The sequence below is a fragment of the Deinococcus radiotolerans genome (genome assembly GCF_014647435.1).
Taxonomy (GTDB): domain Bacteria; phylum Deinococcota; class Deinococci; order Deinococcales; family Deinococcaceae; genus Deinococcus; species Deinococcus radiotolerans.
The window spans coordinates 1-17,632 of the sequence record NZ_BMPE01000009.1 but is presented as its reverse complement, the minus strand read 5'-3'; the positions used below and the strand labels follow the sequence as shown (position 1 = coordinate 17,632).

The window sequence follows — 17,632 nt, the reverse complement described above, 5'->3', positions numbered from 1 at the left end:
TTTCTATTACACAGATCTGACAGAGCGGCTCTCCTCGGTCAAGCTCGCACGCACGAACCGTGAGCTGCACACTCGGCTCACATCGTTGAGGGTGTCTCGACTGATGGTCACGCTTCAGCATCTCTCAGGCCGGCTGGAATGAGCCAGCGCCTGCTTCCCTACTCCTGAGCTATAGGTTTTGACGAACCCAAGCCAAAACAAAACCTCCGAATGGATGGTCTGCTCCCTCCGCCCAGGGGGCAACCTGATCCTTGTGAACATGCCTGAGCCCAGGCACAGTTGACGTGTTCCTGAGCAACATCTGCCGTTCGGGCTCATCATCCCTACGCCACGCGGTCCGGTCGTGCATCCTCCGTTGTCCCTCCTGAAGTCTGCGCATGCCTTGTACTAGGAAAGCCGGATCATGGATATCGGCTGGTCTTCAGTGAAGGAGGGCTGGAGGTCCCAAGTGGAAGGCGAATTAACCTGTGTTGATAGAGCTTGATTCAGACTGCTGACCAGCGCACTTCTGGCTCGTAGACCCAGAACAGGGAGCCAACGGTTTGAGGCGCCTGCTGATGGTTGCCGGTTTCACCAGAGGGAGGGGGCCAAACGTTCAGGGCTCAGCGGATTGAGTTGCACACGCCGGCGCTCTGAGTCCCAGTGTGGCCAAGCTGTCTTCCCCCATACTGTGCGGTGTGCCCGGTTCCGTCCTCGTTCACCTGAATCTGCTGGGACGTCCGACGGTCACCGTGAATGGGCAGGTGCACCCCCTTGAGCGTAAGGCGGCGGCGCTGTGCGCCTACTTGTGCCTGGAGGGCCAGACGCCGCGGGCCAGACTGGCCGGGCTGCTGTGGCCGGATGTGCCGGAGCGGACGGCCCGCACCAATCTGCGGCAGACGGTCTGGCGGCTCCGGGCGCTGGCTGGCCCGGCGGTGCTGACCGGAGCGGCGGACCTGCACCTGGGGCCGGACGTGCAGTGTGACGTGGCGGCGTTCGAGTGGCGGGCGTTTCATGGGCAGCAGGGGGTGACCTGGCCTGGTGATCTGCTGGATGGTCAGGACCTGAGTGACTGCCCGGACGTGGCCGAGTGGCTGCGGGTGCACCGCGAGCGGCAGCAGGCGCTGCACCGCGCGGCCCTGTGGGAGGAGATTCACGCGGCGCAGGGCGCCGGGGAGATGCGGCGGGCGCTGGCGTTGACCGGGGACCTTCTGAGCCTGGAGCCCCTGTCGGAAGCGGCGTACCGGCAGCGCATGACCCTGCACGCGGCCCTGGGGGAAAGGCACGCCGCGCTGGAGGCCTTCCGGACGTGTGAGACGCTGCTGTGGCAGGAGTTGCGGGTGCCGCCCCTGCCGGAAACGCGGGCGCTGGCGGACCTGATCGGGGGCGCCGCGCCGGCCGGTCTGAGTCCGGAGCCGCTGCCGGCCGGGCCGTGGCAGGCGCCGCTGGCGGGCCGCGCGCAGGAGTGGGCGATGCTGGACCGGCTGGTCGAGACGTGCAGCGTGGTGGTCGTCAGTGGGCCGCCCGGCGTGGGGAAGACCAGGCTGTTGGGTGAGGTGCTCCGGACTCGGGGGCCGGTCCTGACGCTGACGGCGCAGCCCGGAGATGAGGACGTGCCGTACCGGGCGCTCAGCCGGTGGCTGAAGCTCCTGCTGAAGTGGCAGGGTCCGCGGCTGGTGGAGCGCTGGGTGCAGGCGGAGCTGAGTTCCGTGCTGCCTGGCGTGTGGCCGGGGGCCGCGCGGACGGAGCCGCCGAGCTCGCCGCAGGCGCAGCGCCGGTTCCTGGAGGCCGTGACGCACCTGACGGTGCAGGCCGTGGCGGCGGCCGGTCAGGGGGGGCTGCGGAGCGTGCTGCTGGATGACGTGCAGTGGCTGGATGACCTGAGCTGGCAGGCGTGGCTGTTCGTGGCGGCGCAGCCGGCCTGGCTGGACCTGCGGGTGCCGGTGGGTATGACCGTGCGCGACGAGGAGTGGGTGCCGGACCGGCGGGCGGCGCTGACGCGGCTGGCTGAGGCGCGTCAGGCGGGTCTGGTGCAGTTGGGGCCGCTGGACGGTGAGGGGGTGCAGGCCCTGACCGGGGCGTTCCTCCGTCACGCTGGGGCGCCGCAGAGTGCGCCGCTGGGGGAGGCGCTGTGGCGTCACACGGGCGGGCACCCGCTGTTCGTTCTGGAGACCCTGCGGACGCTCTCGGACCAGCGGGCCCTGCCGGGACCGGCGGCCCAGCTGGCGGCGCTGCCGGTGCCGGTTCAGCTGCTGCCGACCCTGCAGCGCCGGCTTGGTCACGTGTCCCTGCCGGCGCTGCGGCTGGCGCAGCTGGCGGCCGTGGCGGGTCCGGAGTTCAGTGTGGCCCTGGCGGCTCATCTGCTGGGGCGTCACCCGCTGGATCTGGTGGCGCCCTGGGCGGAACTGGAGGCGACTCAGCTCATGAACCAGTCCGGGTTCACGCACGACCTGATCCTGCAGGCGGCCCTGACTGGCCTGCCCCAGCCCATCCGGGCGGCGCTGCATGCGGATGTGGCGACGTACCTGGAGTCCCTCGTGGACGACGCGCCGTCCGCGGAGCGCGTGGCGCGGCACTGGGAGGCGGCCGGGCGGCCAGAACGCAGCGCGCCGCACTGGCTGAGCGCCGGGTGGCTGGCCCTGAACGTCGGCGCCTGGGTGGACGCCGCGCAGCAGTTCCAGCGGGTGCTGCGGACCCACCCGGAGCCCGAGGTGCGCGCTGAGGCGCTGCTGGGGCGGGGGCTGGCGCTGCGCGGCAGTGACCCCGAGGCGGCAGAGGACGCGCTGCGCCTGGGCGTGCAGGCTGGGCCGGGGCCCCGGCTCGCGGCGCGCCTGCACGCCGCGCTGGCCGAACTGTACCGCCTGCGCGGGCGACTGCCGGACGCACTGGCGCAGATCGAGCAGGCCACGGCGCTGGCGCCCGCGCTGCCGGCGGCGGAGCAGGCGGACCTGTGGCGCACCCGCTTTGCTGTGCTGCTGCGTGCGGGGCGGCGGGCAGAGGCGGAAGCGGCGATCCGGGCGGCGCAGGGGCTTGCGCCGGAACGGGGCGAACTGATCAACGAGCATGCCCTGCTGCTCTGGACCGCCGGGCGTTTCGTGGAGGCCGCGGCACTGTACGAGGAATTCCACCGGCAGGTCACGCTGGCTGGCCAGGGCGTGCCGACGTGGTATGCGTGGAACCTCGGCTGGACATACTGGTCGCTGGGCCGGCTGTCAGAGGCCGAGGCGCTGCTCAGCGCCGCTGATCCCGAGACGGATTCGCCGTTCGAGACGGCGGTGCGGCTGGCGCATCTGGCCACGGTGTCGATCAGTCAGGGGCGCGCGCATAAGGCGCAGGCCGAGCTGGCAGCGGCTGCGCCGGTCCTCAGCGCCTACCCACCGCACCAGCTGGACGTCGTGCACCGGCAGGGTGGGCTCTGGCTGCGCCTGAACCGATTCGAGGAGGCGGTGGCGGTCATGGCGCCCGCCCTGCCGCTGGCGCAGGAGGTGGGGGATCCGGTGCGGTTGTCGCTGCTGCTGTCGGCCCTGGTGTATGCCGCCCGGATGCAGGAGCATCCCGCCGTGACGCAGTGGGCGGCGCAGGCGCAGGCGCTGGCGGACGGCCTGAACTATCCCCTGACCCTGGTGCTGACCCTGCAGGCCCGGGCGGAGGTCGCGGCGCTGGATGGGCAGGCGGCCCTGGCTCTGGCCCTGACGGACACCGCCGTGGACCTGTCGCGTGAGACTGACATGGCCGAGTTCCTGGCGCGCAGTCTGGTGCTGCGCGCGTCCCTGCCGGGTGCCCCGAACAGCGCGGCCGACCTGCGGGAGGCGGCCGCGCTGGCCCACGACCGGGGCATGCTGGAGGTCGAGTACCGCGCCGTGCGTGCCCTGGCCGCGTCCGGTGGCCCCTGGACGGTGCAGGCGGAGCAGCTGGCCGCGGTCCTGCGGGAGCAGGTCCCAGCAGAGCTGCTGACGCAATTCATCTGACGGGGGCATAACGCTTCAATAACGCGTGAAGCTCTAGGCTGCATCCATGAGATTTCTGTGCGGGTCCTGAATCCCGCTTCATAACGGCGCCGCCCACCGCACCCTCACCGGACGGTGGGCCGCCGTCATGGACACGGGACAGACGCCTCACAGCTCCGGCGCCCTGACGGCGTCCTCTCCACGCACCTCAAGGAGTTCATGACCGCCCACCACCCCCCTGTTCCCTGGATCATTTCCCTGCTCCTGGCCCTCAGCAGCGCCGCGCAGGCGGAAGGGAGCGTGCAGCTGCGCCTCTACAGCGTCCCAGCCCCACTGGACCTGCGGGACAGCGCCAGCGTCACCCTGCACTACCAGACGCCCCGGGGCAGCCGCGACGCCATCACGGTCGACCTGAGCGCCGAACGCACCGCCGCCACCTTCGGCATCCGCTACACCCAGCCGCGCCACACGCTACAGGCCACCGGCCGCCGCAGCGCCGACCTGGCCGCCGCACGCAGCGACCTGGGCGCCACCCTGGTCTACACCTACGTGCCGGCCCTCCCCGGCAGCGGCGCGGCCCTGACCGCCGTCACGACCTTCTACTCGCTGTCCAGCAGCGCCTCGCCCACCTCGGCCTACAGCAGCCACACGCTCGGCGTGGCCGGCAGCGCGCGCCTGACACGGGAGCTGAATCTCTCCACCACGGCCACCACCACCGCGGTGAGCCTGCGCCAGCAAGCCAGCCCCCTGTGGAGCGGCGCCGTCAGCGGCGCCCTGTCGTACGCGCGCGACGGCACCAGCGCCTACCTTGCCCCCAGCCTGAACCTGCAGAAGGCGGGCACCCGCTGGAACGTCACCGCCGGCGGCAGCACCCGACTGCAACCAAACCTGACGGGCACCGCCACCGTGGCCCTGACCCAGGGCAGCCCCCTGAGCGCCAGCGGCACCCTGGCGTACACCACGGGCCGCTGGCACCTTCAGACCACCGCCGCCACCAGCACGAACCGGTTCACGCTGGGGGCCGGCACCCGGTTGACGGTCAGCGAACGGCTCGCGCTGGGCACCAGCGCCACCTACGCCCCCAGCACCCGGACCCCGACCGTCGCCGCTGACGTGAGCGCAAAGGCCGGCGGCCTGAGCTTCGGGGTGACCACCAGCCTCGCGCTTCCACCCGACACGACCCCCACCTTCACGGCTCAGGCGAACCTCAGCGGCCAGCAGCAGCCCTGGCAGGGCAGCCTGAACCTGAGCTACACCCGCGCCCCGACAACCACCAGCGCCTCCGCCACCGGCACCCTCAGCTACACCAGCGGCGCCCTCAACGCCCAGGTGGGCCTGGGCCTGAACCACAGCGGACCCGAGAAGCCCATCACGGGCCGCGCCGACCTGACCGTGAACTACGCCGTCACGCCCCGACTGGACCTGAGTGCCAGCGCCCGCTACGAGCAGTCGGCCGCCGCCACACCCGCCACCTACCGGTACGGCCTGGGCCTGCGGTACCGCTTTGATCAGGAGACCCCATGACCCTCACTTCCCTTCCCCGGGGGCGCGCCGCGCCCTGGGCCCTGCTGCGCTGGCTGACGCTGCTGGCCCTCGCACTGGCCAGCTTCGCGTCCGCGCAGGTCAGTCCGACCATCACCTTCACGCCCGACCAGACCCGGCCCGGTCAGCCCGTCACGATTGACATCGCCGGTCTCGACCCGGACGTGACGTACACCATCGACCTCGGCAACGGCATCATCGAGGACCGGACCGGAGCGGCCACGGTCCAGTACACCCAGACGTACTTCCAGCCCCGCACGTACACGGTGAGCGTCAGCGCCCCGGGGATCACGACCGCCGTGCAGGCCCTGAACGTGACCATGCCCGTCCCGAAGCTCAGCGCCGTGCCCACCGGACTGAGTGCCACCCTGAGCATTCAGGACGTCCTGATCGGCACGTACTACAGGATCGAGTGGGGTGACGGCACCGACCAGAACAGCTATCCGGAAATGGATCCGCTGCAGGTGACGCACGAGTACGCGCAACCCGGCACGTACACCATCCTCGTGTCGCTCAGCGACTCGCCCGGCGGCACCGCGCCCCTGGCCACCACGACGGTCACCGTCGCCTACGCCACGCCCATCCTGAACGTGAACCTGTCAGCCGCCGCCGTGCAGCAGCCCGTGACGGCCACCCTGGACAACCTCGTGGAGGCCCTGACGTACACCCTGGACTGGGGCGACGGCACCACCGACACCGTCACCGGGGCCGTCACCGCCCAGAAGACGCACGCGTACGCGCGCCCCGGGGCCATGACGGTCACGCTGAGCAGCGCCAGCACCGCGCCCGCCGTGAGCACCGTGACCGTCAGCGTGCCTGTCCCCACCGTCACACCCGCCAGCAGCGGCCTGACCGTGACACTGAACCTGAGCAACCTTGTTCCCGCGTACACCTACACCCTGGGCTGGGGCGACGGCACCACCGAGACAGTGACCCCCACCGCCGCCACCGCGCAGCTCACCCACACCTACGCCCAGCCCGGCACCGCGACCATCCAGCTCACGCCGCAGGACGCGCCGCCCATCACCACGACCGTCAGCCTCACCGTGCCCGGCGCCACCCTCACCCTTGACCCCACCAGTGGCCGCACCAGCGACCCCGTCACGGCCACCCTGGGCCAGCTGACCCCCGCCCTGACGTACACCCTGGACTGGGGCGACGGCACCACCGACACCATCACCGGCTCGACCGGCACCCAGAAAACCCACACCTACGCCCAACCTGGCCCCTACACCGTCACCCTGACCTCCCCGGGCACCACCCCCGTGACGGCCGTGACAGCCGCCTCAGCTCCAATTCCGGTGCTCAGCGCCGCGAGCAGCGGCCTGAGGGCGACACTGAACCTGGGCAACCTCGTGCCCGCGTACGCCTACACCCTGGACTGGGGCGACGGCACCACCGAGACGCTGACCCCCACCGCCGCCACCGCGCAGCTCACCCACACCTACGCCCAGCCCGGCACCGCGACCATCCAGGTCACCCCGCAGGGCGCACCACCGGTCACCACGACCGTGAGTCTCAACGCCCCGAATTCAGCGCTCACCATCACCCCCAGCGTGATCCCGCTCCAGCAGGCCGTCACGGCCACCCTGGGCACCCTCGTGCCCGCCCTGACCTACACCCTGGACTGGGGCGACGGCACCACCGACCCCGTCACCGGCTCGACCGGCACCCAGAAAACCCACACCTACGCCCAGCCCGGTCCCTTCACCGTCACCCTGACCGCGCCGGGCGTCGCCCCCGTGACGGCCACCCTCACCGTCACCGTCCCCGTCCCCACCCTGAATGCCAGCGTCACGGATCTGACCGTCACCCTCAACGCGGGCAACCTGCTCAGCGGCCATCCCTACGCGGTGGCCTGGGGAGACGGCGCCACCGAGACGCTGACCCCTACCGCCGCCACCGCGCAGCTCACCCACACCTACGCCCAGCCCGGCACCGTGACCATCCAGGTCACCCCGCAGGGCGCACCACCGGTCACCACGACCGTGAGTCTCAACGCCCCGAATTCAGCGCTCACCATCACCCCCAGCGTGATCCCGCTCCAGCAGGCCGTCACGGCCAGACTCAGCACCCTCGTGCCCGCCCTGACGTACACCCTGGACTGGGGCGACGGCACCACCGACACCATCACCGGCTCGACCGACGCCCAGAAAACCCACACCTACGCCCAGCTTGGCACTTTCACCGTCACGCTGTCGGCGCCGGGCACGGCCCCCAGCACGGCTAACGTCACGGTCACCGTTCCCGCCCCCACGGCCAGCAGTGTGGCCAGCGGCCTGGGGGCGACGCTGAACCTGGGCAACCTTGTGCCCGCGTACGCCTACACCCTCGACTGGGGCGACGGCACCACCGAGACGCTGACCCCCACCGCCGCCACCGCGCAGCTCACCCACACCTACGCCCAGCCCGGCACCGCGACCATCCAGGTCACCCCGCAGGGCGGCGCTCCCGTGACCACCACCGTCACCCTCACCGCCCCCACCCCCACCCTCGTCCTCACCCCAGCCAGTCCCGCCGTGCGTCAGACCGTCACGGCCACCCTGGGCACCCTCGTGCCCGCCCTGACCTACACCCTGGACTGGGGCGACGGCACCACCGACCCCGTCACCGGCTCGACCGGCACCCAGAAAACCCACACCTACGCCCAGCCCGGTCCCTTCACCGTCACCCTGACCGCGCCGGGCGTTGCCCCCGTGACGGCCACCCTCACCGTCACCGTCCCCGTCCCCGTCCCCACCCTGAGCGCGGCAGGCAGCGCCCTGACGGCCACGCTGAATCTCCGCGCACTGGTGCCCGGCTACAGCTACGCGGTGGCCTGGGGAGACGGCGCCACCGAGACGCTGACCCCTACCGCCGCCACCGCGCAGCTCACCCACACCTACGCCCAGCCCGGCACCGTGACCATCCAGCTCACCCCGCAGGGCGGCGCCCCCGTGACTACCACCGTCACCCTGACCCTCCCCACCGCTGGCCTGAACCTGAGCGTCCAGCGCCTGACCGTGACCGCCGCCCTGACGCAGCTGGTGACCGGACAGACCTACACCCTGACCTGGGGGGACGGCACCACCGACCCCATCACCGCGACAGGCCCCTCGGCCCAGCAGACGCACACGTACGCCCAGCCCGCCTCCGTCACGGTGCGCCTGACCGCCCCGGGCATGACCGCCGTGCTCGCGTCGGCGCAGCTGAGCGCCCCGCCGGTCCTGACCGTGACGGCGCGCGACCTGACGGCAACCGCCACCCTGACCGAACTGATCCCCACCCTGACGTACACCCTGGACTGGGGGGACGGCACGCTCGCCACGGTCACGGGAGCGGCGCAGGCGACGCGCACGCACACGTACGCGCAGCCCGGCACCTACCTCACGCGCGTGACGCTCAGCAGCGGAGAGCGCGCCGACGCGACCGTGACCGTCACGGCCCCCGTCGCCTCACTGAGTCTGAGTCCCACGGACGCGGCGCTGGGACAACCGGTCACCGCCACGCTGAGCAGCCTCGCGCCGACCCTGACCTACACCCTGAACTGGGGGGACGGCACGGCAGACACCGTCACGGGCGTCGCCTCCACCACCCGCACGCACGTCTTCACCGCCGGTCAGGTCGCGACCGCCGGGACCTTCACGGTCAACCTGAGCGCACCGGGCGTGACGGCCCTCACGGGAACCGTGACCGTGACCGTGCCCCGCCCGACCCTGACCTTCACGCAGGAGCAGCGCGTGGTCACCCTGACCGTGGGGAACCTGGCGCCCGCCCCGGCCACCTATACCGTGGACTGGGGCGACGGGAGTACCCAGACGGTCCTGTCACCGGGCAGCACCCCGCTGAACCTCACCCACGAGTACAGCCGGAACGGAACCTACGTGGTGACCGTGACGCCCCCAGCGGGCGGCGCAGCCGAGCAGGGCACGGTCACCGTGAACTACCAGGTGCCCGTCCCGGTCCTGACGTTCGTGCACCGTGACCTGCAGGTCACGATGACGGTCAGCAACCTGATGCGCACGGTCTCGGGCGTGGACGCCTACCGCGTGGACTGGGGAGACGGCACGGTCGAGACCTTCCAGAACCCGTCCGGCGCGGCCAGCGTTGGGCTGGTGCACACGTACGCCCGCCCCGGCGACTTCCGGGTGGAAGTGACGCCGCCCAGTCGCGGTTCGGCCAGCACGCCCGGCGTGGCCGTCATCACGGTCGCCGTGCCACTGGCGAGCCTGACCGTGTCGCCCGGAGCGGTGGCGGTGCGTGCGCCGGTCACGGCCGACGTGCGCGGCATGTTCCCCGGTCAGACGTACACGCTGAACTGGGGGGACGGCGCGGAGGACACGCTGAGCGGCAGCGTGGACGCGCAGCGCACGCACGCGTACGCGACGGCCGGAACGTACACGGTGGTGCTGGCCTCCAGTGGCCTGACCGTCACGTCCGCCCCCGTCAGTGTCGGCGTGCCTGCCCCGACCGGGACGGCCGCCGCCACCGCGCCGCTGACCGCCACGGTGACCCTCTCGGGCCTGCTGGCCGGGTACGACTACGTCGTGACCTGGGGCCTGGGCGACGCCGAGACGTTCACGGCGGCCGCCACGACCGCGCAGTTGACGCACACCTACGCCCGGCCCGGCGTGCAGGGCGTTGCCGTCACCCCAGCCGGCAGTCAGAACGCCCTACTGCTGTCAGTCACGGTCGTGGCGCCCGTGCCGGTGCTGGCCGTGACGCCAGCCGTCATCCTGGGCGGCGACGTCACGGCGGACCTGTCGAACCTGATGGGCGGCCGGTTCGCCCTGGACTGGGGGGACGGCACCACCGGGCAGTTCGTGGTGGCCGTGGGCACGACCACCGCGCAGCAGCGTCACACCTACCAGACGCTGGGCACCTTCACCCTCACGCTGACCTCGCTGGACACGGCCGCCGTGACGGCAACGACCCGCGTGACCGCCCCCGCACCCGCGCTGAACGTGGCGCCCGCCGCCCTGCTGGTGCGGGAGACCGTCACGGCGCACCTGTCCACGCTGGTCCCGGCGCTGACGTACACCGTGGACTGGGGCGACGGCACAGCCGACACCGTGACCGGTTCGGCCACAGCGCAGAAAACGCATGCGTACGCGCTCCCGGGCACGTTCACCGTGACCCTCCGCTCTGAGGCGACCGCGCCCGTCACGGCGACCGTGACTGCGGCCCTGCCGGTCCCCACGGCGCAGCTGACCGGCACCACCCGGTTGACCGCGGTCCTGACGCTGGGCCGCCTGCTGAGCGGCGACCCGTACACCGTGGCGTGGGGCGACGGCACCACCGACACCCTGACGCCCACCGGCGCCACCGCAGAACTCAGTCATGCGTACGACCGTCCCGGCACGTTCACCGTGACCGTCAGCCGCGAGGGCGTGGCGCCCGTGACGGCCGACGTGCTGGTAAGCGCGCCCATGCCGGTGCTGACCGTCACGCCGCAGGAAGTGCAGTACGTCGTGAACGTGATCGTGGGACAGACCGTCACCGCGACCCTGACCGACCTGGTGCCCGCGCTGACGTACACCCTGACCTGGGGGGGCGGCGCGTCGGACACCATCACCGGCGTCGCCAGCGCGCAGCGCACGCACGTCTACCTGCAGGAAGGACTGACGGCCATCAGGACGCAGGAGACACAGGGGCAGTACGCCTCACGCGACTACCAGGTGAACGTGACCCTGCCCGCCCCGACCTTCACCGTGCAGTCGGACCGGCTGAACGCCACCGCCACCCTGAGCGGCCTCATCCCGGTGGTCACGTACACCCTGGACTGGGGCGACGGCAGTCCCGTCTCCACGGTCACGGGTGACACCACGGCCACCCTGCGGCACCGTTACGGCGCGGTGGACACCTACACCGTGCTGCTCGACCACCGCGGAGGACGTCAGGCGGTGACGCTGAGCGTGCCCGCCGGCAGCCTGACCGTGAGCGCGCAGGGCCTGCTGGCCACCGCGCAGCTGGCGGGACTGGAACCGGAACTGACGTACACCCTGAATTGGGGCGACGGCGCCACCGAGACCCTGACGGGCAGCGAGACGGCTTTGAAAACCCACACCTACGGGCTGCCCACCACCTTCACCGTGACCCTCACGGCGCCGAGGGTGCCCACCACGCCCATCCCCGTGACCACCACGGCGCCCGCGCCGGCCCTGACCCTGACGGGCGGCGGGCCCGCACTGACCGTCTCGGCGGACCTGACCGGCCTGCTGCCCGCAGTGCAGTACCGCGTTCTGTGGGGCGACGGGACCAGCGAGACCGTGACGGGCCAGACGGCCGTGACCCTGCCGCACACGTACCGCACCTTCGGGACGTACACCGTCACCCTGAACGCCCAGAATCAGCCGAAAGTGGACGTTCCGGAAGTGAAGGCCCAGGTCGTGGTGGGCCTGCCCCCCACGGAAGCCCTGCAAGTCACCAGCGTGGACGCCAGAGGCGGCACGTATCAGTTCCGGATCACCGGACTGCTGCCCGGCCTGGACTATAAGATCGACTTCGGCAACGGAACGGGCGCGAATCTTCAGCCGGTGAACGGCGAGGCGACCACGTTCTCCGTGTATCAACGCTCAGGCCCGTACGTCGTGACGCTGAGCACCTGGGACAGCAGTTTCCTGGCGGCGACCCGCGCCGTGCTGCCCGTGCAGGTCAAGATCCGGTTCGAGCTGGGCCGCGTGGCCCTGAATCTGGAGCAGGGCGGCGCGAACGCGGGCAGTGACAACGTCACCCTGCCCAGCACCGGGGACTTCACCGCGAAAGTCCGCGTGCCCTACGTGGGTGGAGGCCGCCTGAACGGACGCTGGCTGCTGGACGGCCAGCCGGTCAAGACGGTGACGCTGGACCTGACTGAGGACCGCGACACGGCGGAACTCTTGGAGACCTTCAGCGAGCAGCGCACCGGGCGGCACACCCTGACCTTCGAATACAGCAGCCCGGACCAGCCCCTGACCGCCCGGGCGGAACTGACCTACGCCCTGAACGCCCCCACCGTCCTGTCGTTCGGCGACTTCAAGGTGAACGTCAAAGACGTGCAGGCGCTGGACCCCAGCCGGTTCTCGGGGCGCGGCACGGTGCTCCTCATCGTCGGCGGGAAGGAAGCAGGCACCTACGACGTGACCTTCACCGACCTGCAGACCACCCAGGTCTTCACGTCCCGCGACGCGAGCGAGACCCGCGTGACCCTGACCCCGACGCCCGTCACGGTGAACCTCGGCAACTCCGACCTGCAACTGGCGCGCCTGAACAACGTGACCCTGCGCCTGGGAACCCTCACCCTGAACGAGAAGGGCGGCACCCTGAGCGGCACGGTCATCCTGACCGACAGCGGCGTGCAGGCGGCCAGCAACACCCTCACCCTGACCGGCGCGCCCCTGAACGCCGCGACCGGCGACCTGTACGCGATCCTGAACCCCAGCGTGCCGGTCGCCGCCACCCTGCCCGAGGACGGGCTGACCCTCAGCGCCAGTGCCGTCACGCTGGACCTGTCAGCCGCGCAGAGCGCGACCGAACTGACAGCCGCCTTCGGCACCACGGGCGCCCCAGCAAACGACTGGATGGGCCTGGTCTTCCCCGCGGCGAAGATCAAGGTCGGCTCTCCGCTGCTGAGCACGCCCGTCACGCTCACCCAGACGGCGGCGTACACCGCCGGTGGATTCCAGACCACCCTGAACCTGGGGGCGCTGAACACCACCCTGCTGGGCTGGACGGTCAACGTGAACGCCCTGCAACTCAAGGTGCTCTCGGGCCGCGTCTCGGCCGCCGAGGGGGACGGCAGCATCCCGCTGCCCCTGATCAACGAGTCGATGCCCATCAAGATCAGCTGGAATCCCAACGCGAAAAGCGGGGAGCGCCTGACCCCCGCAGCCAACGGCACCGTGAAAACCCACGTGTTCGGCCGCACCAGCCTCGCCCCCGGCGAGGGCGTCTGGACGGTCACCAGCAGCGCGGGCCAGGCCTCGGCCGCCCGGATCGTGTTCGCCAACGCCCAGCTCAACGTCTTTGAGGGCAGCAGCGACAAGGGCTACCGGGTGCCCCTGAACAACCTGAGCCTGGACGGCGCCGGGAACGTCACCCTGAACGGCCGCACCTGGGACACCGTCAGCGACGCCCGCCTGCCGAGCCTGTTCGCGTACCCGTACTCCGTGACGGAAGTCGGCGTGGAACGGCAGGGCGACGGCTCGTACACCCTGGGCCTCAAGGGCCGCCTGCAGGTGAACGAGCAGCTGCCCGTGAACACCACGGACACCAAGACCTTCTTCTGGGTCAAAGACGGCCGGGACGTGAACGTCACCACCGAAGCCATCCACCTGACCGGTCAGCTTGCGAAAGTCCCGTTCGACATCACCCTCAAGGGCGCCCTGACCAGCGCGGGTCTGCTGGAATTCACCGGTACCGGCACGCTGAGCGTGGCCGGGCTGCTGAACATGGATGCCAAGGCCGTCTTCGGGCGCTTCAGCGGCACGAACTTCGGGTACTTCAAGGACGGAAGCGGTTCGGTCGGGTACGGGTCCATCACCGTGAACGCCCGCGGCAACGCGCAGCTGGGCAAGCCGCTGCTGAGCGCCAAGCGCGTGGAGATCTACGAACTGCTGGGCGGCCTGACCGTCAACATGGACTGGCCCAGCGGCCTGGACCAGGCGCCCGCCTTCCGCACGGCCGGTCCCAGCACCATGTTCCAGGCGGGGGCCCTGCTCAGCGTGAAGCAGGACATCGACACGCCCATCAAGCCCTACCTCAAAGGCGTCCTGACGGTCGATGACGTGGGCACCTTCGACATGCGCGCCGACGCGTGGCTGGTCAAGAAGGGCGAAACCCTGAACCAGAGCACCCCGAACGGCCGCGCGCTGGTGTCCATCTCCGCGCCGCAGCTGAGCGTCTCCGGCGCCGGGACCGCCGGCAGCACCACCGATTCCAGCGCCGACGGGCGACTGCTCGTGCAGGCCTGCGTGGGATCCAGCAGCCTCAGCGCGCCCGGCGGCCTGAACTGCGCCGGGGTGGCTAACCTGAACCTGTACGACCTGATGACCCTGCGCGGCGCGATGGAACTGTACGTGCCCTTCTCCGGCAGCGACCAGCACCTGTACATCGGCACGAAAGCCAGCCCCATCACGGTGCAGCTGCCGAACATGCCGCAGGGCAAAGGCTACCTGATGATCGACAGCACCCGCGTGGACGTCGGCGCGGGCGTCAATTGGAACCTCGAGTACGGCAACAGCGGCAGCCTCCTGCTGTGCAGCTGGTCCTGGAACCTGAAGGCCAGCGCCGCACTGGACGCCGCGTTCGGCGTGCAGTACAGCCCCGTCGTGCTGGACGGCAGCGTGAAGTTCGGCGCCACCGCGTCGGCCAGCGCCGGCGGCTGCGGCATCAATGTCAGCGCCAGCGCCAGCATGACCCTTGAAGGCGCCGTCCACATCGCCAAGGACGACCGGTACTTCAAAGGGAAAGTGTCCGCCAGCGTGAGCCTGCCCGTCATTCCCGACATCAACATCAGCACGGACGCCACAGTGAAATTCTGAACCGCCCGGGCTGACCTCCCCGTCAGCCCGAGCGGTCCGCCCCGAGGACACCCATGAACACCATCAGCAGGCTCATCCTGATTGCCACCCTGGGCGCCGTCCCCACCGCCCACGCGCAGACCCCCACGGCGAAAGCCGGTCTGGCCGCGCTGCCCACTCCGGACGGCGCGCTGCTCCGGTGGTTCCTGCCCGGCGACGCCACGCCCAGCGGCGGCTTCGTGATCGAGGTCAAGGGCAGCGCCGCCACCCGCACCGTCCCGGTGTCCTCCCCGCAGCCGTACTCGGCGGCGCTGGGGCTCACGCGCCCCGAATACGACGCCGTGACCGCCACCTACACCGCACCCGTCACGGACGATAACCGCGTGGGGCGGGCCATCTTCACCCTGAACGTCGTCGCCCGGCCCGCCTTCGCCCGGGCGCTCGGCATTCAGACCACCCTGATCGGCCTGCCCGAGGGCACCTACACCGCCACCGTGTACGCCGTGGACCGCACCCGCACCCCGGTCGGCACCGCCACCTTCCGCACCGGCCCCACCCCGCCCGTACCCGCCCCCACCAACCTGACCCTGCTCCCCGGCGCCACCCCCCGCCTGCGCTGGACACCCCCCACGGAACCGGGCGCCCTGGTCGCGGCGTACACGGTCTCCCGCGCGGGCAGCACGGGCCCCTTCCAGCCGCTGGAACCCACCCCGTTCTTCCGGACAGGCGGCGCTGGCGGTGACGTGTTCACCGACACCACCGCCCAGCCCGGGCAGACGTACCGTTATCAGGTCAGCAGCGTGGACCTGTTCGGGCGGGACTCCGCACCCAGCGCCCCCGTCACGTTCAGCGCCGCCGCGCCCCTGCCCACCCCCGTCCTCACGCGCGCCGAGCCCGGCAACCGGAAGGTGACCCTGACCTGGACCGCGGACCCCGACCCACGCGTCACCGCCGTCCTCGTGCTGCGCGGACCGGCGCCGGATCAGCTGGCCGTGATCGCCACGCTGCCCGCCGACGCCCGCACCTTCGCCGATCAGGTGCAGGGCGGCGTCCCCTACCTGTACGCCGTGGCCACCACCGACCAGACCGGTCAGCTCAGCGGCCGCAGCACCCTGGCCGGCGCCACCGGACAGAACCTCACCCCACCGGCCGCGCCCAGCGGCCTGAACGTCACGGCAACCGAAACCAGCCTGACGCTCACGTGGACGCCCAACCGGGAAGGGGACCTGCTGGGATACCGCGTCTACCGCTCCGAGGGCGCGCAGACCCCCGCGGAGGCCCTGCTGCTGACCGGCCTTCCCCTCACAGACCCCACCTTCACGGACGTGATCCCTCAGGGCGTCCAGACCCCGTACCGCTACCAGGTGGTCGCCGTGAACACCACCCAGGTGGATTCGGAGCTGTCCGCGCCCGTGACTGGCGTCCTGAAAGACGTCACGCCGCCCCCCCCTCCCCTGCTCGCCGCCGCCACCGCCACGCCCGGCGGCATTCAGCTCAGCTGGACGCAGGCGACCGTACCCGACCTGCAGACCTTCGAGGTGCTACGCGCCACCGCCACCACCTCAGCGGTCCTCACGCAACTCCCGGCCGGCACGCGCACCTACCTGGACACCACCGCGGCGCCCGGCAGCACGGTCACGTACACCCTACGCAGCGTGGACCGCAGCGGCAACCGCTCAGCCGAATCAGCGCCCCTGACCGCCACCCGGCCCGCCCCAGCAGGCGGCTCGCAGGTGTCGGGGCTGCGCGCCGCCCTCCTGCCAAATCAGGGCGGCGTGCAGCTGACTTGGACGGCCAGCCAGCCCGGCGGGCAGTACGTCGTGTACCGCCTGCGCGGTCAGCACCCCCTGGAACTGTCCGGCCTGCTGAGCACCCCCACGTACACCGACCCGGCGGGCACAGCGGACGCGCAGTACGTTGTGCGGGCAGTGGACGCGGCAGGCAACTTCAGCGACCCCACCCCCCCGACCTCCGCCACGCCCTGACCAACGCAACTCCCGGAGCACGGAAGCAGTCCCGCCGCTTCCGTGCCAGGACGGTTCAGACCACTGGCACCTCCGGACCGTCAGGCTGGACCCAGCGCGTCTGGCGCTCAGTGGTAGGCCGAGGAGGAATGGTCACCACCTCCGCCCTGCGGAGCTTATGAACACAACAGCTGCTGGGGCTGCCGCCTGACAGAAGGGTCCAAACCCTCCACCATTACGCTGAACACAACGCACCTGCGCTGGACGGTAGGCCACTGCCCCCTGAGCAATTCAGGGGGCTTTCCTTAGGGCGCCCCCCTCCTTGATCCAGTTCACCCCAGTGGGGGCATTCACGCACCCACGCCTGCCACACCCACCTCAACCGCACAGGCGGCCCTGCGCACAGACCGCGAGGGACGCGACCAGCGCGCACTCCGGCAACCTCAGCTTTGTCCATCGTCCAAGCGTCACATCCCTTATCGGGTTGCGTGCCCGCACTAGGTCAGGCGGCGCACCCCCTTACCCATCTCCCGTGACAATTTTGAGAGGCGCCTTCACCAATTATCGGGAAGCAATAACAGCCCACCTGTTTCACCTCTGAACGACCGAGCGTGACGGCTCAGCCGTGAGGTTCACCACGTCCACTCACTGGAGAGCACATGAAGAAATCCGCACTGAGCCTGACCGTTCTCGCCGCCCTCGCCCTGGGCACCGCCTCCGC

Annotated in this window: 4 protein-coding genes; all 4 read left to right on the top strand. The window is 70.8% G+C overall.

Translation table 11 applies throughout. From position 1 onward, the window contains the following. Positions 1-677: 677 nt before the first annotated feature. The 4 genes from IEY63_RS14150 (at position 678) to IEY63_RS14135 (ending at position 16,932) form a co-directional block, all read left to right on the top strand. Entirely contained in the window at positions 678-3,947 is a 3,270-nt protein-coding gene (locus IEY63_RS14150) for an ATP-binding protein (protein ID WP_189069650.1), read from the top strand. Positions 3,948-4,145: 198 nt separating this feature from the next. Beyond that, complete coding sequence (locus tag IEY63_RS14145) at positions 4,146-5,450, top strand: hypothetical protein (protein WP_189069649.1); 1,305 nt, start codon at positions 4,146-4,148, stop codon at positions 5,448-5,450. Continuing rightward, positions 5,447-14,968 carry a PKD domain-containing protein gene (locus IEY63_RS14140; RefSeq protein ID WP_189069648.1) on the top strand — a complete coding sequence of 3,174 codons (9,522 nt, stop codon included), beginning with the start codon at positions 5,447-5,449 and terminating at the stop codon, positions 14,966-14,968. Before IEY63_RS14145 ends, IEY63_RS14140 begins: the two co-directional genes overlap by 4 nt. Positions 14,969-15,021: 53 nt before the next feature. Continuing rightward, entirely contained in the window at positions 15,022-16,932 is a 1,911-nt protein-coding gene (locus tag IEY63_RS14135) for a fibronectin type III domain-containing protein (protein WP_189069647.1), read from the top strand. The last annotated feature ends 700 nt before the right edge of the window (positions 16,933-17,632 follow it).